Here is a 26,993-nt window from a genome sequence, read left to right as displayed (position 1 = left end):
GTTTTGTCTGAATCAGTAAGACACTCTCATGTTGAATTTCCATGTGATCATTATTGGCGTGATTATTACCGGGCCTTATTAAGGTGACGCTGGGATCGCATAATGCTTTCATAATCCTCTCAGGTCACTCACCTGAGAGGATTTTTTTATTTCCACAGATCGAGGCATTTTGAAATGCGGGGTGCCTTCGCATGTGCAATTATTAATTAACACGTAGAATTCGCTCAGGCAGAACGCGGATAAATCATTTTTGAAATATTCTAGAATCAATCTTATGTCCAGAATCCAGATCTACGATACGACACTTCGCGATGGCAGTCAGGGAGAAGGTGTCAATTTCTCCCTACAAGATAAACTGATGATTACCGCCAAGCTCGATGAACTCGGATTCGATCTGATTGAAGGGGGTTTCGCTCAGGCCAATCAGAAGGATGCCGAGTATTTTCAGCATGTGCAGGACATGGATCTGAAACATGCTCAGATCACTGCGTTCGGAATGACTCGCAAAAAGGAGATCGCAGCCGAGGACGATCTGGGCTTGATTGCTTTGCGGGATGCAAAAACGCCTGTTTGCACAGTCGTCGGAAAGACGTGGGACTTGCATGTGACGGAAATTCTGCGGGTCGATGAAGCCGAAAACCTGGCGATGATCCGCGACTCTGTCGCTTATCTTGTCGCCGAAGGACGACGGGTCATTTATGATGCCGAGCATTATTTTGATGGGTATCGACACAATCCTGAATTCGCCCTGAAAACCATCCAGGCGGCTTCAGAAGCAGGAGCGGAACTGGTCTGTCTGTGTGACACGAACGGGGGGACTCTTCCCGAAGGAATCGCAGCAGCCGTCAAAGCAGCTAAGGGCGCCATTAAAGCCCCGCTGGGAATTCATTGCCATAACGATTCCGATGTTGCGGTCGCCAATACAATTCGTGCCATTGACGAAGGGGCAGTTCAGGTACAGGGAACAATCAATGGGATCGGTGAGCGTTGTGGGAATGCCGATCTCGTTTCGGCAATTGCAAACCTGGTCCTCAAGAAAAATTATCAGGCCTTGCACGAAGGTTCGGTCGAACATCTGACCGAACTCTCGCGATACGTTTATGAACTGGCCAATATGAATTTCCGATCCAATCAGGCATTTGTTGGCAGTAGTGCTTTTGCCCATAAGGGGGGCATGCACGTGCACGCGGTCAATCGTCTGGCTTCCAGTTATGAGCATATCACTCCTGAAGTCGTCGGAAATAATCGCAAAATTCTGGTGAGTGAATTGTCGGGACGTTCGAATATCGTCGCCAAAACGACGAAGTATAATCTGAACCAGGATGCCGAATTGATGAAGGCGATTTTGGCTCGCGTTGAAGAGCTGGAGTATGCAGGCTATCAATTCGAAGCAGCAGAAGCTTCGTTCGATTTGCTGATCAAGAAAGTTGCCAAGACTTACGAGCCGAAGTTCGCAAGACTCCATTATCGGGTCAATGTCGAAACGGATTCTGCTCATGATCCCCAGACCGAAGCGACTGTCAAATTAAAGGTTAATGGGAATACTGAGCACGTTGTTGCCGAGGGAGATGGCCCGGTGAATGCTCTCGATAATGCTCTGCGAAAGGCATTGATCCCTGCCTACCCGGCCCTCGAAACACTTCAGCTCGTCGATTACAAAGTGCGAGTCATCAATTCGACCGGTGGAACCGCAGCCAAGGTGCGAGTGGTGATCGAAAGTAAAGATAATAAAGAGGTCTGGAGCACGATTGGCGTGAGTGAAAATATTATCGAAGCGAGCTGGCTGGCTCTTGTGGATAGTGTCGAATACAAGCTCTATAAAGATGATGGTGAATTTGAACCGGCAAAGTGATCCTATTTTAAAGAACTCAAACAGTAATGGGCGAGCCAGCAAAGGCACCCGCCGGAAGGTGCGTCAAGATGCACCCTACAATTAAAACTAACTCAATAATTATTGATCGTGATATTGATGGCTGAAATTTCAAAGCAGTATGAACCGAAAGATGTTCAATCCAAGTGGTTTCAAATTTGGGAAGAGCGTGGGTATTTCGATGCCGATCCCGACCCCAAAAAACCGCCGCATACAATTATGATTCCCCTGCCGAACGTCACCGGGGCGTTGCATATGGGACATGCCTTAAACGGGACCCTGCAGGACTTGTTGACTCGCTGGAAACGGATGCAGGGCTATTCCGCCTTATGGATGCCGGGGACGGATCATGCGGGCATTGCGACACAGGCGGTTGTTGAACGTCGCATGCTGGAACAGGAAGGCCTCACTCGGCACGACATCGGTCGCGAAGCGTTGGTCAATCGGATTTGGAAGTGGAAAGATTCCTATGAGAAGCGGATTCTCAATCAGTTAAAGCAACTCGGTGCAAGTTGCGACTGGCGTCGAACTCGCTTCACGCTCGATGAAGTTTGCTCGGCTGCCGTTCGTAAGACGTTCCTGAAATTGTTTCGCGATGGATTAATCTTTCGAGGCAAACGGCTCGTCAACTGGGATGCCTATCTGCAGACAGCAGTCGCCGACGATGAAGTTTATCCGGAGGAAATTGCTGGTCACTTCTGGACGTTTCATTATCCGGTTGTCGATGATCAGGGAAATCCGACTGGCGAAAAACTTTCATTCTCGACCACACGTCCAGAAACCATGCTGGGCGATACTGCCATGTGTGTTCATCCGAGCGATGAACGTTATACGCATTTGATTGGGAAGAATGTTCTCATTCCGCTGAACGGTCGATTAATCCCGATTATTGCCGATGCCTTACTGGCCGATAAAGATCTCGGAACCGGCTGCGTTAAAGTCACACCTGCGCATGATCCCAACGATTACGCGTGTGGACTGCGTAATCAGCTCGAGATGATCAACATTCTGAATCCTGATGGGACATTGAATGAGATTTGCGGTCAGTTTGAGGGACTCGATCGCTACGCTGCCCGCAAAGAAATCGTCGCTGAGATGGAGAAACTCGGCTATTTTGAAGCCGTTGAAGAGCGATCGATTCCGCTCAAACATAGCGATCGTTCGAAGACGCCGATTGAGCCGTATTTGTCGGATCAATGGTTCGTTAAAATGGATACGCTGGCTCAATCGGCGATGGATGCTGTTGAGGATCATCGTGTTCGGTTTTTTCCTTCGCGTTATTCCAAAACATATCTGGACTGGTTGGGAGAAAAACGGGACTGGTGCATCAGTCGTCAACTCTGGTGGGGTCATCGGATTCCGATCTGGTATTGCGAGACCTGTACCGAAGATGAGTTAAAGCAAATCTTTGCTGGGCGAGAGGATGTTAGCTACACCCATGATGCTGAGAACTCCTGCTGGTTGATTTGTGCGGAAACCGATTTGTCAGCCGATGCTCTTGGGCCTGAACATGAATTGAGTCAGGACGAGGACGTTCTCGATACCTGGTTCAGTTCCGCCCTATGGCCTCACGCTACTTTAGGCTGGCCGAACACCGAGCAGAATCCTCCTTTAAATGGAGAAGCACAGGAATCATCATCTGGCAAAAATGAAGTTCTGGATTACTTCTATCCGGGCAATGTTTTGGTCACAAGTCGCGATATCATTACGTTGTGGGTTGCCCGTATGGTTTTGACGGGGCTTTACAACATGGAAGACATTCCGTTCTCGCACGTCTGTATCCACCCGAAAATTCTCGATGGTTTCGGTCGTACGATGTCGAAGTCAAAAGGCAACGGCGTCGATCCGATGGATCTGATCGATAAATACGGAACCGATGCCGTCCGCTTTACGCTCGCCTCTCTGGCGGGGGAAACTCAAGACGTCAAATTGCCGGTTGGTTATGAGGATCCGGAAACGGGTGAAGTTATTCCTCAGGAGCAGTTTCATACGGAAGCCAAACCTGTCGATGGTGAGAAGCCCCGCGTCAAGTTTCCGAGGAGTAAGCGGGAATTGCAGTATACGAGTCCGAACTTTGAGCCGGATGAGGGGGAGCCGGTTGCGAGAATGGTTTCCGAACGCTTCGAGTATGGCCGGAACTTCTGCAATAAATTCTGGAATGCAACTCGATTTGCCATGCTCAACCTGGAGGGCTACACGCCTGGTGAAATTGACATCAAAACATTGCCGCTGGAAGATCGCTGGATTTTGAGCCGACTTTCTCAGACCGCTGCCGAAGTTACGACTTGCCTGGAACGATATCAGTTCGATATGGCAACCCGCACAGTTCGTGATTTCACGTGGAATGAATTCTGCGACTGGTATCTGGAAATGATCAAGCCTCGCTTGCGAAGCGAAGATCAGAAAGCCGAGGCTCAACGAGTTCTGGTTGCGGTTCTCGATTCATTACTGAGACTCCTTTCTCCTTTCGTCCCCTTTGTTACGGAAGAACTCTGGCAGAAACTGGGCGAACTGGCTCCGGAACGGGGCATTCCAGAACCGATGCCAGCTGAAGAAGCCGCGATGATTGCTGCCTGGCCGAAGTTGCCCAAGGAGTGGATTGATACCGAGTTTGAAGGCCGGTTTGAGCGTCTTCGTGATTCCGTTATCGCAGTTCGTAACGTTCGAGCGGTCTATGGAATTCCTCCCGGGACCCCTCTCACCTTACGTATGCGTGCCAGTGAAGCGATTGCGAATGATATGAATTCGGTTTCTGGTCAATTTGAAAATCTGGCGAAAACTGTTTTGGAAGCAGCCGGGGCTGAGGTGACTCGTCCAGATGGTTCTGCCAGTTTTACAATTGGAGAGATCGATGGTTATATCCCACTGGGAGGCGTTGTCGATTTGAAAGCAGAACTGGAACGACAGGAGAAGGAAGCATCAAAACTCAAGGGCTTTATTTCTGGACATGAGAAGAAGTTGAGCAACGAAAAGTTTGTCAGTAATGCTCCCGATGATGTTGTCAACAATGTTCGTGAAACTTTGGCGAATTTGCAAAGTCAGCTTCAGAGTGTCGAAGAAGTGATTGCACAACTCAAGAAGATGTTATAATCTGATCTAAGCTACTACCCCCTTGCTAATTATGCTCAGGGGGCGAGAAGCGTTCAGCTGGAATCACAGCTTCGATCTTTCGATGTCATAAAGATCAGGGAAGTTAATCCTTTGAAGAGTGAGGCGTTCCATGGCTTATCAAGCGGGTTGTTTAACGATTTATCAGGCTGGGGAATTGACAGTTGTTGGCTTTGGCGGCCAGGATGCTGTTGCGAATTTGAATCTGGCGGAATGCCGGGATGAACTGGTCAAGGTGATCAAGGAACATAATTGTAAAGTCCTGGCATTTGATCTGACCGGTGTGAAATTGATTCCCAGCGGCACACTCGGATTGATCGCAGCCATGCGAAATCTGGGAGTGACCGTGCACATTTACAATCCGTCTGATGATGTTCGCGATGTTCTGGAAATTACCAAACTCGATACGATCATCGAAGTTCACGAAGTCGAAATTCCGCAAGCCTGAATAGCTCTACCCTCCAGAGAGATTCCCTGTATATCAGTTGCTGAAAGAGCTTTATAACGACAGGCAGACATGATGTCATTCAGTCGAGAACAATGGGAAGAACTCGAAGAGTGGTCCTATTTGAAATCGATGATTTCAAAGTTGGTGACAAACGACAAGTTTTCTGCAATTTCGCTGCAGGCATTTTGTGAGACATCCTCTCCCGTTTTGCAGATGGGAAGACAGAGACAGGATGCGGAACTGAATGACGACTCACTTTTTTTGATCGCCTCTTTAACAAAACCTGTGATTGCGACCGCTATTCTTAAACTGGTCGAACTGGGGAAACTTTCGTTGAACCAGCGGCTCTCGGAGATTTTGCCAGAATGGAATCGTGGTGAAAAACGTCGAATTACCATTCGCCAACTTCTCTGCCACGCATCCGGTTTGCCGGATCAACTTCCAGAGAACCTGGAGCTTCGTGATCAGCAGGCAACACTCGATGAATTCTATCAGCGAGTTATTGATGTCTCGCTCGATTATCCTCCCGGCACCAGTTCACGCTATCAAAGCATGGGGTATCTGGTTCTGGCCAAGGTGGTTGAGAAGTTAACCCGACTGTCACTGGAAGAATTCATTCATCTGCAGATTTTCATTCCACTGGGGATGAATAATAGTTTTCTTGGCATTCCCGCTTCTGCAAATTCGACCGCTTTACTGAATCGAGTCGTCGATGTCGATCTCCCTGAAGAACAACTCGAGTTGACTGGCAACTGGAACAGCGATTACTGGCGAAGCCTGGGTGCACCCTGGGGAGGGATGTTGTCCACATCGGCTGATATGCTCAAGTTTTGCGTGGAAATGACCAAGATTCAGCGTGGAGCAGGCACGATTCTCAGCTCAGCTTCGTTGAAGGAAGCGTATCAACCACAGTTGAGTTTTTTCGAGCAGATGTCCGAACGCGAAAAGAATTACCGCAGTTGGGGACTCGGTTGGCGACATAACTGGAAAGCTCATCCGGAAACATTTGGGGATACACTTCCGGAAAATGTAATCGGTCATTGGGGAGCGACGGGATGCCTGATGTGGATCGATCTGGATACCAACTCGGCTGCGGTCATCTGTACGACTAAACCAAGTTCGCAATCACGCGTGAAATTAGTTCAGCTATCCAATATGGTTCATACTGTCATTCAGGCTTCTTGCCGTAAATTTCGAACATCGCAATCTGGAAATTGACACCATATGTTGCCAGCCTCACAATTCCTTCTCGCATTTCTGGAAACCCCTGAAGTCATCGCAGGGCATGAAGTCCCAGCCTGGATGACCGGCTTCTTTACAATGCTGCTCATCGCGATGGTTCTCGCGCTGGCATTCGAGGAAAAAATCCATGCCAAAAAATCGATTATTGTCGGGACTTTTGCAGGTTTGTGTCTGATTCTCGAAGCGATGTTTGCGGCCTGGTTTGATGTGCAACTCCTGCCATTCGGGGAAATTATTCTGCCGAATGGTCATCATTTGCCGATGCCGGTTTACATACCCGGAATCGACTGGAGCGTGATTACCGTCATTCTGGGAGCGAGTCTATTTGTGGAAGTGACGAGCCGATCTGGTGTTTTCAGCTGGCTGGCGATTCGACTGACGAAGCAATCGGGGGGCGATCCCTGGTTGTTATTGATTTATTATGGCTGCCTGACCGTTCTGTTTTCAGCCGTTCTTAATAATGTGACGGCGATGATTATTATTGGCAGTCTCACTTCGGTTTCTCTGGGCAAGCTGAAACGCCCTGAGCTGATGCTTGGGTTTCTGATGGTCGAAGGTTTGCTGACGAATGTCGGAGGCTTGCTGACACTGATCAGTAGTGTGCCGAATATTATTGTCGGAAAAACGGCTGGAATCAGCTTTGCGAAATTTTTTCTGATCGCTGCTCCATATGTCTTTGTCGCCACGGCAGCAACTCTGTTTATGGGACGTTGGCGATTTAAGATTGATAGCTTAAAAACCGACGAAGAAAAAGCCGAAGCCAGGGCCCTGGTGGAAGGTTTTGACGAGAACGAGAGTGTGCCGAATCAAAACTTTTTCTGGATGGCAGTGGTCGTCCTATGCTTATTTATCGCGACATTGGCTGGTCAGTCTGCCCTGCCCTGGAATCTCGACAAACTTGGTATGGGCTTTATTGCCCTGTTCTTTGCCGGTGTGATGCTGCTAGCCTACAAAAATGAAGTTCATAAATACTATGCAGCGATGGACTGGGATCTGCTCGCTTTTTTTGCGGGATTGTTTGTCGTCATTTATGTGATGGAACAGGCCCTCGTGCTCGATTTAATTGGCAAGGGGATTGCCCAGATGCTTTTACTGCCTGCCTCGGCAGCCTCGGCCTCTTTATTAACCTCGGCAGCGGTGGCAAGTTCTGTTACTGATAATATCCCCCTGGCTGCTGTGCTGGCAAAAATTTTGTCGGGGATGAGTCTCCCCGCAGATTCTTCATTGTGGTGGTGTGTGATCCTCGGAGCCAATCTCGGTGGAAACATTACTCCAATCGGTTCGGCTTCAACCGTTGTCGCTATGACGTTGATTCATAAGCAAAAGCTACCATTAACATTCATGGGTTTCGTTACGATGGCTGTTCCCTTCGCGGCGATGCAAATCGTACTCGCGATTTTGTATGTTGTGATATTTTTATGATCTGAGAGTCTTTCCATGTGCGCTCATTCTAAGACCAGGCATCAAATATTGTTTCTGATTGCATCGTTAACATTCAGCCTGGGAAGTCATTCATTTGATGTCATGGCAGATGATCAGAATCATTTGATTGCTCCGACACAGCCTTTGAGCCCTGAGCAACAGCGTCAGTTGTTTCAACTTCCCGAGGGCTTTGAAATTCAACTCATTGCTGCTGAGCCAGATATCGGCCAGCCGATGAATTTGAATTTTGATGCTGCGGGTCGATTGTGGGTGACCAGTTCCTTGGAGTATCCCTATCCGGTTCAAGCTGAAGGAGTCCAGGATCGACCGGGGAATTTCCCCGGTGTGGGAGTGCCACCTGCGAAAGATCGCGTAACGATTATTGATGGTATCGAGCCTTCAGGTCATTCACAGCGAATCATTCAATTCGTCGTCACGTTGAACATCCCGATCGGAATATTACCGCTATCCAAAGCTGAAGCACTCGTTTACAGCATTCCCAATATTAAGAAATTGACAGACCGGAATCATGATGGGAAGTCTGATTTGAGTGAGGAATTGATTGGACCTTTTGGTAATATCGATACACATGGAATGACCAACTCTTTCACTTATGGTCTGGATGGCTGGGTCTACGCCTGTCACGGATTTGCGAATCAATCGAATGTCGAAGCCACTGATGGATCGAAATTGCAATTGAACTCAGGAAACAGTTATCGCTTCCGTCCTGATGGATCACAACTGCAACAATGGACCTGGGGACAGGTCAATCCGTTTGGACTGACATTTGACCCATGGGGAAATTTGTACTCTGCAGATTGTCACTCTCACCCGCTCACACTTCTGCTGCCGGGTGCTTATTATCAAAGTTTCGGCAAACCGCATGATGGACTCGGTTATGGCCCCGACATGATCGACCATAGTCACGGTTCCACTGGAATATGCGGACCGGCCTGGTATCAAGCTGAGACATATCCCAAAGAATTTCGCGACTGTATGTATCTGTGCAATCCGGTGACCGGGAGAATCCATCGAGATCAACTTCGGTGGAGTGGGTCATCACCGTGGGTTGAATCTCAACCCGACTTCGTCTCCTGTGACGATCCGTGGTTTCGTCCTGTTGACATCAAACTCGGACCTGATGGTGCACTGTATGTTGCGGATTTTTACAACAGTATTATTGGTCACTATGAAGTTCCGTTGAATCATCCCAGTCGAGATCGAAATCGCGGGCGTATCTGGCGAATTGTTTATACTGGGAATCAACAGGATGTGCCTCCTATCACGGATTTGACCTTACTCTCTGATTCCGATTTGATCGAGGAATTATCCTCTTCAAATATCACAACCCGTACTCTGGCAACTCATGAACTTGTCGGTCGCGGTCAAAAAGTAATTCCTAAACTCGATGATCGCATCAGGCAATCTGACATTTCAGCCAACGAGAAGATTCACGCAACCTGGGTAATGGAAAGACTCGGATTGCTCTCAACTCAAAATATCCTCAGTCTGAGTCACACCACGAATGCCCTCGTTCGTGTCCATCTTGCACGGATATTGGGAAATCGGGAGCAATGGTCTGATGACGACATCAAGATCATTTCCAAGCTGCTCAAAGATGATGATGCGATGGTTCAGCGTGCTGCAGTCGAAGCGGTTTCCATGCACGCTGATGAAGAGAGGTCAAAATCACTCGTTGAAACCGTGCTCTTTCTACTGGAAAACACAGCAGTAGAAGATACCCACCTGAAACATTCAAGTCGCATCGCCCTGCGGAATCTTCTGCAATCCCATGAAGCTGTCTGGCAGTCTGAATTTATTGTCAACAGAAGTAACTCTTCGGCTCTGATTTCAGTGGCATTGGCAACACATACTGAATCAGCTGCCAAGTATTTGAGTGAAGCTGAAGAATCTGCCTTGTCAAATTCAGTAGCACTGACGATTGGTCAATATGGAAGCATTTTCATCAACAATCAATTCACAGTGAGACTCTCCAAACTGGCAAAAAGAAACCCACACGAATTTACAAATTTGTTGTTATCGCAATTCCAGGGACTCGTTTCAAGCAAAAAAAGTACTGAAATAATTGAACAGGTCGCGTTAAGTCATCTGGACGAAACATTTACTCAAGCCGAAATGCAGGCCGCGGATGTGGAAGCTGTGGTGAATTTGATTACCGGGTTAAAGCTTAAGAGTCAACTACCGCGACTTCGAGAGGTTGTGGTCAATCACGCTGCTGGCTACAAATTCGCCGCAGGTGGTCTTGCCGAGTTTGATGACGACCCATTGCTCAATGCATTAACTCCACTGCTTCAGGAAGCGGACATCCCGCAGTTACTTTCGGATCAAATCGTAGAGGTGATTCTGAATGATGCACTGGGGCCAAGGAAAGAGGTCGTCATTTCTGCGATGGTCTTGCTTCCCTCAAATAGACAATTGCAGGTAGCCGAGAAACTGGCCGAGTCTCGTGAAGGAACAGTTTTGCTTTTTATGCTGGTCGAACAAGGTAAAGCCTCACCCCGCCTGTTAACCCGCCCGAATGTGAAACAACGAATTGAAGCCCACAAGCAGTCTGAATATCAGGAATTAATCACAAAGTTGACACAGGGACTGCCGACAGAGAATGAACAAGCAATCAAACTGATTGAACAACGGCTCAGGCAGCTTGAAAAGACTCAGTCGTCAACCGCGGTAGGTTTTGAAGTGTTTAAGAAAAATTGTGCAAATTGCCATCGTGTCGGTCAGGAAGGAAATCTAATTGGACCGCAATTGGATGGAATTGGTGTGCGTCCCGTTGTGAGAATTCTGGAAGATATCCTGGCTCCCAATCAGAATATCGATGCGACCTTTCGTGTTACCACATTTGTGATGACTGACGGTCGAGTCCAGAGCGGTTTGATTCGCCGTCAGGAAGGCAGCGATATCATTATTGCTGACCAGAAGGGCAAAGAAATTCGCATCCCTGAATTCGATATCGAACTGAAAAAAACGGCGCCTCTCTCTTTAATGCCAGCTAACTTTGATGAAGTCCTGAGCCTGGACGACTTCAATCATCTGCTCACTTATTTGAGGGAACAAAAGGCTTCGAAGTAAACGGTGCTCATGTACCATGAACCGCAGCATTTGCTCAGGCAGAACGCGGAAAATGATTTTGGAAATGCGTTCGAGCTTATTCATTAGTTACCTGCAACGTTCAGCAGAAATAAGCTCTGCGTTTCAGGACCTATGGTGTTCAAGCGACTGCAGAAACCATTTGATAATGGACTAACCACATAGCCATCGCATCCAACCTTCTACACCGTAGCGGTCATCGGGGTTGAGTCGTCTTAGAACGAGATAACAGACAAACAAAAACAGGCAGGCTAATGGAATGGAAACCGTAACAGGCATCGCTTTCTGCCAGTAGGCAGTCGTTTCGCTTCCCATTGCATAGCCATAAATCCACAACGGCCACAAATGAACCATGTGGTGGAGTAAGTAGATTGTAAATGCATATCGACTGAATGTTTTGAAGACGCGAAACCGTGAAACATCGCTGGATATTTTCGGGTTTAAATCGACAAATTGATGAAGCAATGTAAACAGGAACATCGCCATGCCTATTGTCGCAAGTATGTATTCAGTCGCAGGCGGGAACATGTGCCAACCCGACAACACATGCGTTGATATTATTTCAGGAGTATACTGCCGAATAAAAAGTCCGAACATTGCCAGAAGAAATAAACCACTCCCCAGCAATGTGAAATTCCAGAGGGGAGGTCGCTCCTCCTGATCAGGATTAAACAGCAGTGTTGCCGTAGTGAATCCTGCTAACGAGAACGTGATCCATGGAAATATTGGGAAATAGCCTGTCGCCAGATAACCGATGATGACATCGGTTAATGTCAGATCACATTCAAAATAACCATTCTCCCAATAGGATGAGTATACCGCAGTTGCTCGTAAAGCCGGACTGATGATCAGTGAAAGTACTGCAATCAAAACCGAAATCGAGATCGGCACGCGACGTAACAAATTTAGGATAATAATTGCCGAGCCGATAAAAGTCAGAATATCCCAGTTGAAGGTATCTTCGGGCAACCAGATAATAACATTGAAAGCAAAACCTACTCCGAAGACGAACAACCCTCTACGGATTGAAATTTTACTGATTTCTACATCGCTGATGCTCCGAGCCTCCTGACCGTTGAGCCACAAGCGATAACTCACTCCGGACAGAAACGTAAACAACGGAGCTCCCAACCCGGTAAACGGCGGAATGTAGTTGGATAAATTTTCAGGAAAATGAACAAGCACCATTACGACAATGGCAACTGTCCTGAGGATATCAACCGAGGGGTAACGCATGGCGAATGAAAATTTCAAATGTGATATACATACACAAAAGCGACAAGATAATCAGGACCCTGCAATGGTCAGATAATCGAAAACGGAAAGTAGAATCTGTACCAGTAACAGAATGATGATCATCCACTCGAGTGTATGCCCCTTGTAGGCATGCTGATGATCATTGATTCGCTGGCTGCATAACTCGTAAACCTCTTCATAGACTTCGAGTTGATCACTGATAAATTCGACCCGATCCTCCACACGCATACGTTCGCGAAGTCGCTCGCCAACTTGACTGGCAAGCGTTGGAGGATACACATGCGGACAGAGCAGAAACGGAGTGATTCGAGCCAGGTGTGCCCGAAACGAATAGATCGACTGGAATTTCTGCATCAATTCCTTTTTCTTGCCAATCAGTTTTTGGTCGTATTGAAACGCAATCGGGATGTCCTCTTCAAGTTGCGGCCAGCGCTGACTAATTTCAAACTCGATATTCATTAACTCTGAGACATAAAAGGAGGCTTCAATCATCGCCCTCTGAACAGTCTCAACACGTTTCGCTTCTGCCACGATCGCAATACGGTTTGGCGACCATAGGATCTGAACGTGTTGAAGGCTGAGCATCAAACTGATTGGCTCGGTCGCATGATTGTCTCCTTCGACCCATTCGCGAATCGCCGTCACTTTCTCCATCTCCAGCGAAATGCTTGACGGAACGACGAGCAAAGTCAGATCGGATTCTTCTGATTGAATTTCCTCCGGGGAAACAGAAATCGCTTTCCGGTTCATAGCGACAGGAAACTGAAAAAGCTCATTCAAACAATTGGTCTCCCGAGGAACAAATTTGATTTTCTCAATTCGCGATTCCTCCGGCAAACATTCCAGTATTTTTTTAAGCAACGACATTTCAAAAGTTCCAATGAGTCAAGGTGTAGAATGCCAATAGAAAGGTTATCAGGCAGTCGAATTCAAATGATATTCATGCAGAAGAGTGGCGATCCAGGAGGCGACGTAATGAGCCGAGTCCAGAACACCGTTCAGAGTAGAATCGAAGAGATAATCCCCGACAAAGAACAGATGAGGATGGTTCACCGGTTCAGGAAGATGCCGTCGGTCATGATTCCATTGCACTCCACCACCTGGCATTCCATTGACCGAGGCTGGCCAACGATGCACCGCCCCTTCGAGAAAGTTGCTACGTCCGTCCTGTAAAAATTCGGGGAGAGAGTCCAAGGCGGCCTGAATGAGGCGTTCATCGTCCCATTCGGACATCTCCAATGCCGCATCTCCTCCAAGCAGCCAGCCCAATATTCCATGCTCACCACCTGGCTGACGCATCGATTCATCGTAAAGACAACATCCACCGAATTGATCCAGCATCCAGAAAGAATCACTCAATTTGGATTGCCAGAAGGGTTTTTCAAACAGAATCGTAATTCTTAAATAGTGGGCAGGAAAGTGATATTGTTGATGATGTTTTTGAACAGCTTCAGACAGGCAGTCGCCCTCAAATACTATTGAAGGAATCTTATTGTGTGGCAACGCCACAATCACAGTATCAAAGAGTTCTTCTGAGACCTGGCCTTCAAATTCTGACTCGATAAGATACTGCTGCCCGATCTTCCCAATGCGATTAACCCGATGTTGCATTTTTAACTGGGCATGGATTCTGGCTGCAAGTTCTCGAGGCAACTGCTCATTCCCCCCGACAATTCCATACAGGAGCATATAATCGGCATCGTTCATGAGATAATTCTGCAACCCATAAGCAACATTTGTGAGCGAGGGTTCGGTCGCTAAATCGCTGTGGATGAGAGTTTGAACATACTTCTGAGTCGCTTCATTCTGGATTTCTGAGAGCAAATCGCTGAAGGGATAATTGTTTGCCTGATCGGGTGAACCTTCGGGATGATCCGAATGATAAAATTCATCTGGGATCATAATATTTCGGGCGCGCAGGTCGAATGCTCGCAATTCCTGATGAGCAGTATAGCCGAGATGCTCACGGATATCTTCGGCATTGGTCAGTATCTGCCCATTCATAATCACTGCAGAACCTCCCATCGGACTGATGGAAAGGCCGAGTTCGGCGATCAGTTCTTTTAATGGGTCTTCGCCAAAGTGAGCATAGTCATAAAACTCTGCTGCTCCGGCTTCATATTGCAGCGGAAAATTTTTGAAACAGGGGGTTGTAATCTTTCCCCCCAGGCGATCAGACAATTCGAAAAGAGTGATTTCCAGAGGAGAATCGCAAAGCTTTTCTAAAAAATAAGCGGACATAAGTCCGCCTGGTCCTCCTCCAATTATGCCCACCCTCTTCATGAAATTATTTTCTATTATCATTACTGGGACAGGCAATACCTGAAATGGAGATTCGTATTTTCTTAATTACGAATTATTCCAAATATGTATAACCACCTAGTCCCTGTTGAAAGTTACGAATGAAATCGTCGGCTTCCTGTTGGGTGAGTCGACCTTCCCGAAGTGCAGATTCTGCAGAAGCGGTCATACGACCCAGCAGATTCTGACCATCAAATTGAACATAGTCCAGAACTTCAGAAATTGTTTCTCCCACCACCGTCGTTTGAATAACTGGCTTTCCCTGGTGATCCACCGTCACATGAACGGTATTGGTATCCCCAAACAGGTTGTGCAGATCTCCCAGGATTTCCTGATAAGCTCCGATCAGAAATGCTCCCAATAAATATTGCGAACCATTGAAGTGATGGAGTTGCAGTGTTCGTTTGACATCTCGTTGTCCTATAAAGTGATCGATTTTTCCATCAGAATCACAAGTGATATCTCCCAGAACCGCATGACGCTCCGGTTTTTCTGAAAGTCGATGAATTGGAATGACAGGAAAGAGCTGCTTGATCGCCCAACTGTCTGGAAGTGACTGGAAAACGGAGAAGTTACAGAAGTATGTGTCTGCTAATAAACGGCTTAATCCTTCAAGTTCTTCAGGAATAAACTCTAAATCAGCCGAGAGGTTTCGAATTTCCCCACAGATATTCCAATAGAGCTTCTCCGCAGCGGCTCGTTGATCCAGTGGTAGATGCCCCATGCTGAAGAGCGACAAAGCGGTTTCCAGCAGCTGCAAAGCATCGTGAAAAGACTCCCGCAGGTTGTGAGCATTCAAACTTGCCCGGATTTCCATCATTTCCGCTAGAGGGGGTTTGGCATCTTTGAGAAGTTCATCAGGTCCTGAATAAGTTTCTGGCCCGGTTGTCCCCAGGACATCAAAAACCAGAACACTATGATAAGCCGTGAGTGCACGACCGCTTTCAGAAATGATATGCGGATGAGCCACGCCCGCTTCATCGCAAACAGTTTTTACGTGGTACACAACATCTCGCGCGTACTCCTCAAGGGTATAATTAACGCTCGATTCAAATGTCGATTGAGATCCATCGTAATCGACTCCCAATCCACCACCAACATCCAGATATTCGAGCCCTGAACCACGCTTGGCTAAATCGACATAAATTCGTGAGGCTTCAATGAGAGCGGTTTTGACTCGACTGATATTTGTGATTTGACTGCCAAAGTGGAAGTGCATCAAACTCAGGCAGTCCTGCATGCCTGCCGCTTCCAGATCCTCAAACGCTTTCATCAACTCACTAACCGTCAAACCGAATTTGGATTGATAGCCGGCTGACTCCTGCCATTTTCCCGCTCCTCGAGATGCGAGTTTCACGCGAACTCCGATTTTGGGACGTACCCCCAACTCCTTCGCCTGACTGATAATCAAATTCAATTCTGTGAGTCGCTCTACGACTGGAGTCACATTCATACCCATTTTACGGGCCAGGAGAGCCGTCTGGATGAATTTGGCATCCTTAAATCCATTGCAGATTACAGGCGTATCGCGATCGACCACAGCCAGCACTGCAAGCAGTTCAGGCTTACTTCCCGCTTCAAGCCCAGCACCATGGACGCGACCATAGCGGACGACTTCCTCGACGACCTGTCGCTGCGGGTTAACTTTTACCGGATAGACACAAGTGTAGGTTGCGTTGTAGTCATACTCTTTAATTGCGGCATCGAAAGATTGATAGATTTCTTTGAGGCGTTGCTGAAGAATTCCACTGAACCGAAACAGAATTGGAGTTGAAATCCCTTGAGATTTCAGCTGATCAGTCAATTCGAGTAAATCAACTGCAGCTTCTCCTTTATTAGGACGAATCTGAATTCGCCCCTCATCATTCACGGTGAAATAGCCCTTGCCCCAACTTTCAATATCGTACAATTCAGCTGAATCGGCAGCTGTCCAAGTTTCTTGAATTGTTGACACCATAACCCTCAATGCTATTGAATTCGGCACATTCGCTCTAAAAAAAGCTCAGTCCGTTCCTGTGAATGAATCTAACCAATCAGACAGATCGAAAGATTATAGATTATGGTCGAGAATTAAAAGTCGAGAGTCCTTCCACACCCCTGAAGCAATGGACAAAGTGCCACATTGATATATAGATTGTTAATCACAGAAAACTTGATTGTGATTTTCTCACATTATTTTGCACTTATAAAACTCACACCTTAATTCCCTTTGACCTTCCATAATGAAAAAGGCTGAACCCCATCAGGAGGGGACATAATAACACTGGTAACTATAGACATTTAATGTGTCATATTGACCCTGTTGATTTCGTGGTAAATATGTACACTTGATATAAAAAATCCTATTGTTAATTTATTATTCACATTTGCATAAAGAATCTATTTGTCACTCAAACATATCGATGAATAACAATCTATGGGACATATAATCACAACCACTTAGGTCATGTAACCGACTATCGGTCATTTGTAATATTAAGAAAGAATCAGGAGAGAAAATCAATGGTAGACATCCAGACAGACATGAGTGTTGCAGAAATTCAACGGCTATTAAAAGCACAACAGGGAAAAGTAAACTCACTACACAAACGCAGAGAACAGCTTCTTGAAAAACTTGAAAAGGTAGAACAGGAAATTGCCAGCTTGTCTGGTGGAGATTCAGGCGGCGGTGTCCGCTTTCGCAATGAAAGTTCGCTTGAAGAAGTCATTTTGGAAGTCCTGAAAAAGAATAAGAAAGGACTCGGCCTGAGCGAACTGACCGATGCGGTCGAAGCAACCGGTTATCAGTCCAGTAGTGCGAACTTCAAAAATGTTGTTTACCAGAATGTCTATAAGTCTGAACAAATCACTCGTGACGAAAAATCGGGTAAGTATGTACTAGCCTAATTGCCAGTGAGTACTTTGATGACATCTGCTCTTTTATGGGATACCATAAGAGAGCTTTTTTTATGGAATTGAATTACAATCGGCTGCTGCCGAAATGTTTGAGTCGTCGGTTCAGACTGAAGTCCTCAAGCCTGTATGCTCTGGATAAATTTTCCAGAGGGATACAAAGAACCTGTAGATGTCGCCTGAATGCAAGGGTTTCAGACCCATTATCTGATTATATAGGAATCGAAAATGAGAGATGCCTCCGTAAGTTCCCATGTCGACCTCTTAATGGCACTGCTGAAGATTTCCGGGATGAGTGGCCAGGAACGAGCAGTGATGACAGAAATTGAATCTCTGATTAAGAACGCAGGAATATCCGCTGAACAGATTTGTTATGACAACGCCCACGTCCGAGCCGGATTCGGGGAAGTCGGGAATCTGATTGTCACCTTACCAGGGACAGTGAAAGCCCCTCGACGTCTCTTTATGGCTCACGTCGATACTGTACCGCTATGCGTTGGTGCGATACCTGAAATCGATGGCGATTACATTATTTCGAAATCAAATCAAACAGCTCTCGGTGGCGATGATCGCTCTGGAGCCGCAGTCGTTCTGGCAACACTTTTGCGAATTCTGAAAGAACAACCCGCTCATCCCCCACTCACTTTTTTCTGGGCCATTCAAGAAGAAATTGGGCTGGTTGGTGCTCGTTTTGTCGATCCCGAGGAATTGAAACGCCCAGAACTCTGCTTCAATTTTGATGGAGGAGATCCAAAATCCGTAATACGGGGAGCAACAGGCGATACTCATATGGATATTCGGGTCCATGGCATTGCCAGCCACGCCGGTGCCCATCCAGAAAATGGGATCTCTGCGATTGTGATCGCCAGCCGAGCGATTTCTCAACTGCAGGAAGAAGGATGGCTCGGTCTGATTGAAAAATCTAACGGCACCGGTACGAGTAATGTTGGCTATATTCAGGGGGGAGCAGCGACCAATGTGGTAACAGATTATCTAGAACTCCGAGCCGAAGCCCGAAGTCATGATCCGGAATTTCGCGTTGAAATTGTTAATACAATTCAGCAGGCGTTCGTCGATGCAGCGAATTCAATTTCCAATGTAAGTGGCGAACATGGTTCGACCGAGTTTGGATCTCGAAATAAATACGATGCGTTCGCGTTGGACGAATCTTCTCCCGTTGTGCAATCCGCCATGAATGCAGTCACTGCTGAAGGATTGGAAGTCTCGACACGGATTTCCAACGGCGGGCTGGATGCCAACTGGATGGCTTCCCACGGCTTTCCAACCGTCACTCTTGGTTGCGGTCAGGAAGCAATACACACCGTCAACGAACGGCTACACATTCCAAGTTTCGAACACACCTGTAACATTGCCTGGCGGCTGGCCACAGAAATCGAAAGTTAATATCACGGCGAGTATCGCTGATAACTCCCAATTTATTCAGGCAGGTTGGAAATATTGAAGTTCTTGAAATAGAGGTCGGTCGTCGGATCGTGCCCCTGCAGACTGAGATGGCCAGCTTCGAGCCGTTTGCCTTTGCGGGGATTTTCATCGGGCTCACGGGTATCTTCCCAGCTCACGACCGGATAACCATCCACCCAGGTTGCAATGTGCGGGCCTGATGCGACCAGTGTAATCGTACACCATTTCAAATCCGAGGAAACGACCCTGCGAGCTTCAACACGACGAAAGATGGCGCCCGTTCCGGCATTTTTGGGTTGATTGCGATCTTCGTCTTTAAATCCGTTGTGTATCTGGACCTCATAACCATTAGAAGGATTTTCTTCAGTCCCGGTCATCGCCCGAAAGAACAGGCCACTATTCAATTCCTCTGCATTTGTTTTCGCCTGAAACTGCAGGACGAAATCATCGAATGTTTCGATAGTTTCCAGGAATCCCGGTCCACTGACGACATGGATTTCCTGCTTAACGACATCGATCACACTCTTTGAACCGGGCACTTCCCGCCAGCCGGCCAAGTCTTCTCCAGTAAAGAAAGAATCCATCTGCAGGGGTTTCAGCTGGATATTGCGAAAGGCGACTTCACCGCTATTTTTCTGTAAGCCGATCAACCCGCTTCGCAAAACATTTTCACGAGTTTCATCGAATCGGTTCTTGTGTTTCTCATCAATTGTAATTTCGATGGAACTGCCATTGGCAAGAATGCTCAACTTATGCCAGGCATTGTCTGCCAGTTTAACTCCTGGATCGAACTTGGAGAGCCCGACAACACTTCCGGTGAGAAAACCTTCGGGATGTTCATCGGCCAGGTTGATTTCGTAGCAATCTTTGACAGGGCTTTTCGGATCATTTGCACATCGAATAAATACGCCACTATTGCAGCCGGGAGTCATGCGAAATTCGAGTGTCAATTCAAAGTCCGCGAAAGGTACGTCTGTTAGGAGCAGTCCAATCGGGCCGCTGTCGGCCGTGATCGTTTCGTCAACGACTGACCAATTCACATCATTCTGTTTATGCCAGCCGAATAGAGTTTCATTATCAAAAAGATTTATGATTCCATCATCAATCTGCTCCTGCGAGAGATGATTAATGTATGTCAGCTCTGTGGAGTCCGTGCTCTGAGGAATCTTAGCGGGAGATGGAACTGGCTTAGCCTGACTGGCGGAAGTTCCTTCTGGATTCGTCTCAGGGCTGACAGGATCTGCTGGTTTACTACATCCATTTAAGACAATCAGCATTGAAAGCACGACGAGTGCGGGAATCGATTTGATTTTCATGTTGTTAATAGTTCCTGATCGATTCTCTCGTATGGACAGAATGACTGAAATGATAACGGATTATCTATTTTTTTGACCACGATGAGTCAACTGTTGTCAGTGGCGGTCTTAGTGTCTTGGCGGTTTATCAAAGTACTGGCACAGGTCTGAATTTATTTCAGCAGGCTGCGTTCGAGGACTTCCTTAGCCTGATTAAAATAGTCCTGCCAGACAATTTCTGGTTTGCCATGCTTCAAGCAGTCCCGAACTTTCTGCAATGTATTACGAGCCATGTGAGGACAGCGATTGCAGGCACAGGTTTCCCCTGTGCTTTCCATGATTCCCGGGACTGGGATATATTCGTGCCGAGGTGCAATTTTTTCGAGGGGATGAATCATTGCAGATTCGGTCGCTACCAGAAACTTAGTCGGCTCTTCGACAGAAGCTACATACTGACGCATCTTTTCGGTGCCGCCAATGAAATCGGAAACTTCCAGAATATTTTGCGGGCATTCCGGGTGAGCAATAATGACTGACCCCGGATTATTCTTCTTGGCTCGCAGCATATCCTGCAGGCTGAAAATCTCGTGAACCATACAGGACCCTGGCCACAGGATCATCTCCCGGCCGGTCACTTCCATTAGGTAGCGTCCGAGGTGCTGATCAGGGACAAACAAAATTTCCTGATCGGCTGGAATTCGTTCGACAATTTCCCGGGCATTTCCACTGGTCACAATCCAGTCACATAAACTTTTCACAGCGGCTGACGTATTGATGTAAGCAACCGTCTGAATTTGACGTCCTTCCGCGCGGAGTTTGTCCTGCATCGCTTTCAAATCCGGGGCCTGACAGCTTTCCGCAAGAGAGCAACCTGCTTGCAGGTCAGGCATTAAAACCGTTTTTTCCGGGCTGAGAATCTTGGCCGATTCTCCCATGAAGTGTACGCCGCTGAAGACGATGGTCGAACTTTCAATAGAAACGGCATCACGTGCCAGCTTTAAACTGTCGCCGGTGTAGTCGGCGATGTCCTGAATATCTCCATCGACATAGAAATGTGCCAGGATTTTTGCATCCTTTTCGATTTTGAGTTGTTCAATTTCATCCATCAGATCCAAGGGATCTTCATAGACTTCCTGCTCTTGACCAACGACGGCAAATTCCATGACGGCTTCTCTTCTGGCTATTGCGTTTAATACTGGAAAACTTAATTATAAGTGATAACGAAGTTTCTCGCTACAGGTTCAGCGGATTTTCAAAGCCTCATTTTGAGTGCTTTCTCATGGACCTGACGCGGTCAGCCTTTGCGTCGCTCAATATGGTGTAGGTCAGGCATTGACTGATCTACGACTGAAAATAGAAACGACAACTGCAGACAATTCATAAAACAGAAAGACTTATTATGTCTGATTACCAGACTCTCAAGCTTCTGCGAACTCTCCTACCGCTATTTTTCGCAATTTCAGCTGGCTCGGCAAGTTGGGCACTGGAAAAAGCCTCTTCAACGCAGCCGAATATCGTCTTCATTCTGGCGGACGATGTCGGTCGTGAAGTTCTTGGCTGCTACGGTGGCACATCCTATCAAACGCCTCATCTGGACAAACTGGCCAATGACGGAATCCGCTTTGAACACTGCTATTCGATGCCTGTCTGCCACCCTTCCCGCACGACACTTGTGAGCGGGAAATATCCGAGAAACAATGGCTACCCCGCCTGGGGCAGCTATCCGGATAACCTGGAATCGAAAACTTTTGCACAGATCCTGAAACGAGCCGGTTATAAAACGGCCATCGCGGGTAAATGGCAACTCTGCATGATGAATAAAAAACGCGATCATGCCGCTCGGCTCGGCTTTGAGCAATCCTCCCTCTTCGGCTGGCATGAAGGTGCCCGATATCACGATCCGTTCATCTATCAGAACGGCGAACTCCTCGAAGGGACTGAGGAGAAATATGGTCCCGATCTCTATGTCGACTTCCTGATTGATTTTATCGAAAAGAATCAGCAAGGCCCCTTCTTTGCCTATTACTCGATGGCCCTGTGTCATGACGTCACCGATGATTTGAAAGAGCCTGTCCCTTACGGTCCTCGCGGTCGCTACGACAATTTTGCAGAGATGGCTGATCAAATGGACGAAGAAATCGGCAAATTGATCGCCGCTCTCGATCGTATGAAACTGCGAGAAAATACCCTCATCTTGTTCACGACCGACAACGGTACACCGAAAAAATCAAAACTGACCTACGATGAAAACGGAAAATTCACTTACGAAAATGTGGTGTCGGAATTTCACGGAGCGATGATTCCAGGCGGCAAAGGCGATTTGACCGACTGGGGCACCCGCGTTCCTCTGATCGCCAACTGGACTGGCCATATTGAGGGAGATCAAGTCTGCGATGACCTCATCGACTTCAGTGACTTCTTACCGACATTCGCTGAAATCGCTTCCGCGGACTTGCCAGAAGACTTAACTCTCGATGGACAGAGTTTTGCAAAGCGAATTACGTCTGGCATCGCAAGTCCACGCCAGTGGGTCTCAGCTGAAGGTCGTGGAAATAAGTATTTTTACAAAGACCATACCTGGAAACTCTATAAAGATGGCCGATTTTTCAATTGTGAAAAAGATCCGTTCGAGAAAAAACCATTGAATGTCACTGAGTTGGAAGAAGATGCAGAAGCGACTTACTCAGCTCTCTCGAAATTAATTTCGAATTCTGATGAAATTAAAGAATAGTAAATGATCAGAAAAAGGAATTTATGAACCGCGGATGAGCGCAGATGCAAAATATCTGCGTTCATTCGCGACCATCTGCGGTTCAAACTTATTCTGCCTTGTCACCTTGAAACCGTTTGACCGTCATCAGTAGCTGCACAAGACGTGGATCTTTGCCGAAATCAAAGACCGGATTCACCGGACGAATCGCCTGAAATTCAGGAGGTGATTGTTCAGCCACCTGAGCAAGATTCGGCTCGAAATCGATCACGACATGCTTTTTCGTCAGTTCAAAATCAATAGGATCGTACCAGTTCCCTTCAGAGGGAAACGATTCCAGATCCTGCCAGGATTTCGGCCAGGCTCCTTCGTTGGCATTCATATAGTCGTTCACCACAGAAAACATCACTCTCACGGCATGATTCTGAGCATCTACGCCATTATTCCAGCGTCCCACCACCACAGCAATGCTGAGTGTCACTGCAATAATCAGGCAAATTGTCAGGATGATTTTGTTACGACGATCCTGCTCAGGGGTATGGTGTGCGACAATGTTCGTCATCTTTGTGTTGTTCAATCTGAGTGAAGTAAAGCCAGGATATCAAAAGTGTTTCGGATATTACTCACTTTAGTCGTTAGCGTGCACAAAACCAACAGGAGCGAACAGTGATGCCATTTGCTCTCCGCCAGGGGGATTGCATAGATCAAGGGCAATGCATATTGTAAATTACAATGCACAAACAGCCTCAATCCGCTTTTCAATATTCATGGGATCGTACATGAGTTTTCGCCTGCTACTGGCTTTCGGGATTTTGACATCGCTGACTTCGTCGGTTCATGCTGAGGATATCGACTTCAATCGCGATATCCGTCCGCTGCTTTCTGATAAATGTTATTTCTGTCACGGTCCCGATGAAGAAACCCGCGAAGCTGATCTTCGGCTGGATCAACGCAGTGCAGCCATCGATTACGGAGCCATAGTTCCGGGCGAACCCTCGCAAAGCCTCATTCTTGATCGAATCACATCGACCGAGTCTGATCTCAAAATGCCTCCCCCTTCCAGTGGAAAATCGCTCAGTGAAGCGGACATTGCCAGTTTCCGAAAATGGATTGAGCAAGATGCTCCCTATGCCGAACACTGGTCTTTCGTTCCGCCGAAGCGTCCAGAGTTGCCCGCATCTTCAGTTCAGACGGAATTGAAAAATCCGATTGATCGCTTCGTCGCTGCGAAACTGGAACAGAATCAACTGGATTTCAGTCCTCCCGCGGATAGAGAGACGCTCCTGCGACGGCTCTCGCTCGATTTAATCGGCCTCCCCCCTTCACCAGATGAGATTTCCGATTTCCTCAATAATACGGATGGAAATGCACAAGTGAAATTGATTGAACGCCTTTTAAATTCCCCTCACTACGGCGAACACTGGGGACGCTGGTGGCTCGATGCCGCTCGCTATGCTGACTCGGATGGTTATGAAAAAGACAAGCAACGCGAAGTCTGGTTCTATCGAGACTGGGTCATTAATTCTCTCAATGAGAATAAGCCTTACAATGAATTTATCATCGAACAAATTGCAGGAGACCTGCTGCCACAGGCTGGTCAGGATGAAATTGTTGCGACTGGTTTTCTCCGAAATTCAATGGTTAATGAAGAAGGCGGAGCCGATCCTGAGCAGTTTCGTGTCGAAGGAATGTTCGATCGTATGGATGCCATCGGCAAAGCGATTCTCGGACTGACCACCCAATGCGCCCAGTGTCACACTCACAAATTCGATCCCATCACTCAAACCGATTACTACCGCATGTACGCGGCTCTCAACGATTTTCACGAAGCGATTACAACCGTCTATACACCTGAGCAACAGGAGCAGCGGAAATCAATACTCGACCAAATTTCGCAAATCAAAGCCCGTATCAAACAACAACATCCGGATTGGAAACAGCAACTCAATAATTGGGCTGATCAAACCCGAGAGCATCTTGTGACGTGGAAGTCAGTCACGCCTACCGAAGTTCCCTTCGAAGGACAGAAGTTTCGCATCCTCGAAGATGGTTCCGTTCTGAGTGAAAGTTATGCCCCGACGAAATCGAATGTGGAATTGAGTCAGACGATCCCTGCTCAGGAAATTCGAGCAGTTCGGCTCGATTTACTGACTCATCCCCAACTCCCCCACAATGGCCCCGGTCGTTCTTTGTATGGAACCGGTGCACTTACCGAATTTGAAGTTCATGTCGCACCGGCAACTGATCCCGGCAAAAAAACGAAGATCAAATTCACCCGCGCTCTCTCCAACGTCAATGCGGCTCACTCCGAATTGCCAGCCGCATTCCGTCAGAAAGATGCTGAAAAGGATGATCGCGTGACCGGCCCCATCGAATACGCCATCGATGGCGATAACAAAACCGCCTGGACGAGTGATCTCGATCCCGGTCGCAGAAACGAAAATGCCTATGCGGTTTTTATACCGGAAACACCCATCAATTTTGACGAAGATTTCGTCCTCACCTGGAAACTCGCACAACTTCATGGCGGCTGGAATTCCGACGACAATCAATCCTACATTTTCGGACGCTATCGATTTTCCGTCACCGACGGCGACCTGACTCAGGCTGATCCTGTTCCACTCGCCATTCGAGAACTGCTAACTCAACCCGCAGAACAATTGAATGATGATCAGCGAGAAACTCTGTTTTCCTACTGGTTGTCTATCAATCCCGAATTCTCAGCCGAGAATGCAGAAATCGAAGCTCTCTGGAAAATACACCCGGCACCGGTCAGTCAACTGGCAGTGAAAACAATGAATTCTCCCCGCAAAACGCATCTCATGCAGCGTGGCGATTTTCTCAATCCCGGAAATGAAGTCCAGCCGGGGGCTCCCGGTTTTTTGAATCCTTTTCAAGATACACCAGCTCCGGATCGCCTCGACTTTGCCCGCTGGCTGGTCTCGGACGATTCTCCGACAACGGCTCGTACAATCGTCAATCGAATCTGGCAGGCTTACTTCGGACGCGGAATTGTCAGCACCCCTGAGGATCTCGGCTCGCAATCTCCGCCGCCCTCTCATCCTGAATTGCTCGACTGGCTGGCCGTCGAATTGATGGAGCATAACTGGGAACTGAAACATATCCACAAACTGATTGTAACCTCGAAAACCTATCAGCAGAGTTCCGTTATCTCACCAGAATTACTGGAAAAAGACCCCTTCAATATTCTGCTGGCACGTGGTGCCCGCTTCCGAGTTCGTTCGGAAGTTGTTCGCGACATTGCTCTGACGGCCAGTGGCTTACTCAATCGACAAATCGGCGGGCCGAGTGTTTATCCCCCTGCTCCCAAATTTCTCTTTCAACCACCCGCCAGTTACGGTCCGAAACAATGGCCACTTTCTTCGAATGAGCAGCAGTATCGGCGAAGTCTCTACATTCATCAGTACCGGTCAGTCCCCTACCCTCCTTTACAGGTGTTCGATTCTCCCAAAGGTGATGCGTCCTGTGTCCGCAGAACGCGCAGTAACACACCACTGCAGGCTCTGGTCATGCTCAATGAACCCCAATTCGTCGACTTTGCCAAAGCATTTGCAAAACGAATTCTCACAGAGTGTGACATCGATGATGCTGAGCGAATTCAATATGCATTTCAATTAGCCGTCAGTCGTGAAGCTGAAGAGGAAGAAGTCGAGATTTTGGAATCGTTATTAATAGAGATCCGTCAGCGAATCGAATCGAAAGAGTTGTCCGTCCAGGTAATTAATGGGAGTTCCACAGATGTTGACCAGAGTCCTGAAGCCAACGAATTGGCCACATGGAGCATTATTGCCCGAGCAATTTTAAATCTCGATGAAACAATTACACGACAGTGATTCACATTTTGTCAATAAGCTGTAGGTCAGGCACTGCCTGACGAAATCGGGTTCCGGAGCT

The 26,993-nt window shown here is 47.4% G+C and carries 17 protein-coding genes; 10 read left to right on the top strand and 7 right to left on the bottom strand.

The window, feature by feature from the left end; translation table 11 throughout:
- Window positions 1-274 precede the first annotated feature (274 nt).
- From cimA to Pan54_RS08715, 6 genes are all read left to right on the top strand, one after another.
- A complete protein-coding gene (gene cimA, locus Pan54_RS08740; protein WP_146503115.1) occupies window positions 275-1,852 on the top strand; it encodes a citramalate synthase in 1,578 nt (525 codons plus the stop codon).
- A 117-nt stretch (window positions 1,853-1,969) separates the two neighbouring features.
- Complete coding sequence (locus tag Pan54_RS08735) at window positions 1,970-4,960, top strand: valine--tRNA ligase (protein ID WP_146503114.1); 2,991 nt, start codon at window positions 1,970-1,972, stop codon at window positions 4,958-4,960.
- Window positions 4,961-5,090: 130 nt separating this feature from the next.
- Window positions 5,091-5,426, top strand: coding sequence for an STAS domain-containing protein (locus tag Pan54_RS08730; RefSeq protein ID WP_146503113.1), 336 nt, complete (start codon window positions 5,091-5,093; stop codon window positions 5,424-5,426).
- A 69-nt stretch (window positions 5,427-5,495) separates the two neighbouring features.
- Window positions 5,496-6,644: a serine hydrolase domain-containing protein gene (locus Pan54_RS08725; protein WP_146503112.1), complete on the top strand. Its 1,149-nt coding sequence runs from the start codon at window positions 5,496-5,498 to the stop codon at window positions 6,642-6,644.
- A 6-nt stretch (window positions 6,645-6,650) separates the two neighbouring features.
- Window positions 6,651-8,090: an ArsB/NhaD family transporter gene (locus Pan54_RS08720; protein ID WP_146503111.1), complete on the top strand. Its 1,440-nt coding sequence runs from the start codon at window positions 6,651-6,653 to the stop codon at window positions 8,088-8,090.
- A gap of 48 nt (window positions 8,091-8,138) precedes the next feature.
- A complete protein-coding gene (locus Pan54_RS08715) occupies window positions 8,139-11,183 on the top strand; it encodes a DUF7133 domain-containing protein (protein ID WP_165441676.1) in 3,045 nt (1,014 codons plus the stop codon).
- A 171-nt stretch (window positions 11,184-11,354) separates the two neighbouring features.
- Here Pan54_RS08715 and Pan54_RS08710 read toward each other — a convergent pair whose 3' ends face one another.
- The 4 genes from Pan54_RS08710 to speA all read right to left on the bottom strand — a co-directional run bounded on the left by Pan54_RS08710 (window position 11,355) and on the right by speA (window position 16,716).
- On the bottom strand, window positions 11,355-12,437 hold the full coding sequence (locus Pan54_RS08710; RefSeq protein ID WP_146503109.1) for a heparan-alpha-glucosaminide N-acetyltransferase domain-containing protein: 1,083 nt from the start codon (window positions 12,435-12,437) through the stop codon (window positions 11,355-11,357).
- 51 nt (window positions 12,438-12,488) lie between these two features.
- Window positions 12,489-13,325, bottom strand: a complete 837-nt coding sequence (locus Pan54_RS08705) for a hypothetical protein (protein WP_146503108.1) — start codon at window positions 13,323-13,325, stop codon at window positions 12,489-12,491.
- A 48-nt stretch (window positions 13,326-13,373) separates the two neighbouring features.
- A complete protein-coding gene (locus tag Pan54_RS08700) occupies window positions 13,374-14,741 on the bottom strand; it encodes a flavin monoamine oxidase family protein (RefSeq protein WP_146503107.1) in 1,368 nt (455 codons plus the stop codon).
- A gap of 73 nt (window positions 14,742-14,814) precedes the next feature.
- Window positions 14,815-16,716, bottom strand: a complete 1,902-nt coding sequence (speA, locus tag Pan54_RS08695) for a biosynthetic arginine decarboxylase (protein ID WP_146503106.1) — start codon at window positions 16,714-16,716, stop codon at window positions 14,815-14,817.
- Between the two features lie 545 nt (window positions 16,717-17,261).
- Between speA and Pan54_RS08690 the strand changes: the two genes are divergently transcribed.
- Entirely contained in the window at window positions 17,262-17,645 is a 384-nt protein-coding gene (locus Pan54_RS08690; protein ID WP_146503105.1) for a hypothetical protein, read from the top strand.
- Between the two features lie 234 nt (window positions 17,646-17,879).
- Window positions 17,880-19,055: a M20/M25/M40 family metallo-hydrolase gene (locus Pan54_RS08685; RefSeq protein WP_146503104.1), complete on the top strand. Its 1,176-nt coding sequence runs from the start codon at window positions 17,880-17,882 to the stop codon at window positions 19,053-19,055.
- Between the two features lie 32 nt (window positions 19,056-19,087).
- On the opposite strand, the gene Pan54_RS08680 is transcribed toward Pan54_RS08685, so the two are convergent.
- Window positions 19,088-20,389: a 3-keto-disaccharide hydrolase gene (locus tag Pan54_RS08680; RefSeq protein ID WP_242631261.1), complete on the bottom strand. Its 1,302-nt coding sequence runs from the start codon at window positions 20,387-20,389 to the stop codon at window positions 19,088-19,090.
- 152 nt (window positions 20,390-20,541) lie between these two features.
- Complete coding sequence (gene nadA, locus Pan54_RS08675) at window positions 20,542-21,531, bottom strand: quinolinate synthase NadA (RefSeq protein WP_146503103.1); 990 nt, start codon at window positions 21,529-21,531, stop codon at window positions 20,542-20,544.
- 236 nt (window positions 21,532-21,767) lie between these two features.
- Here nadA and Pan54_RS08670 point away from each other — a divergent pair, with 236 nt between their 5' ends.
- Complete coding sequence (locus Pan54_RS08670) at window positions 21,768-23,099, top strand: sulfatase-like hydrolase/transferase (protein WP_146503102.1); 1,332 nt, start codon at window positions 21,768-21,770, stop codon at window positions 23,097-23,099.
- An 88-nt stretch (window positions 23,100-23,187) separates the two neighbouring features.
- Here the strand turns inward: Pan54_RS08670 and Pan54_RS08665 are convergent, their stop codons facing one another.
- Entirely contained in the window at window positions 23,188-23,640 is a 453-nt protein-coding gene (locus Pan54_RS08665; protein ID WP_146503101.1) for a hypothetical protein, read from the bottom strand.
- 217 nt (window positions 23,641-23,857) lie between these two features.
- Here Pan54_RS08665 and Pan54_RS08660 point away from each other — a divergent pair, with 217 nt between their 5' ends.
- Complete coding sequence (locus tag Pan54_RS08660; protein ID WP_242631260.1) at window positions 23,858-26,932, top strand: PSD1 and planctomycete cytochrome C domain-containing protein; 3,075 nt, start codon at window positions 23,858-23,860, stop codon at window positions 26,930-26,932.
- Window positions 26,933-26,993 lie beyond the last annotated feature (61 nt).

It is taken from the genome of Rubinisphaera italica (genome assembly GCF_007859715.1).
Taxonomy (GTDB): domain Bacteria; phylum Planctomycetota; class Planctomycetia; order Planctomycetales; family Planctomycetaceae; genus Rubinisphaera; species Rubinisphaera italica.
The sequence above is the reverse complement of the archived record's forward strand: the minus strand, read 5'-3'. Positions and strand labels throughout refer to the sequence as shown.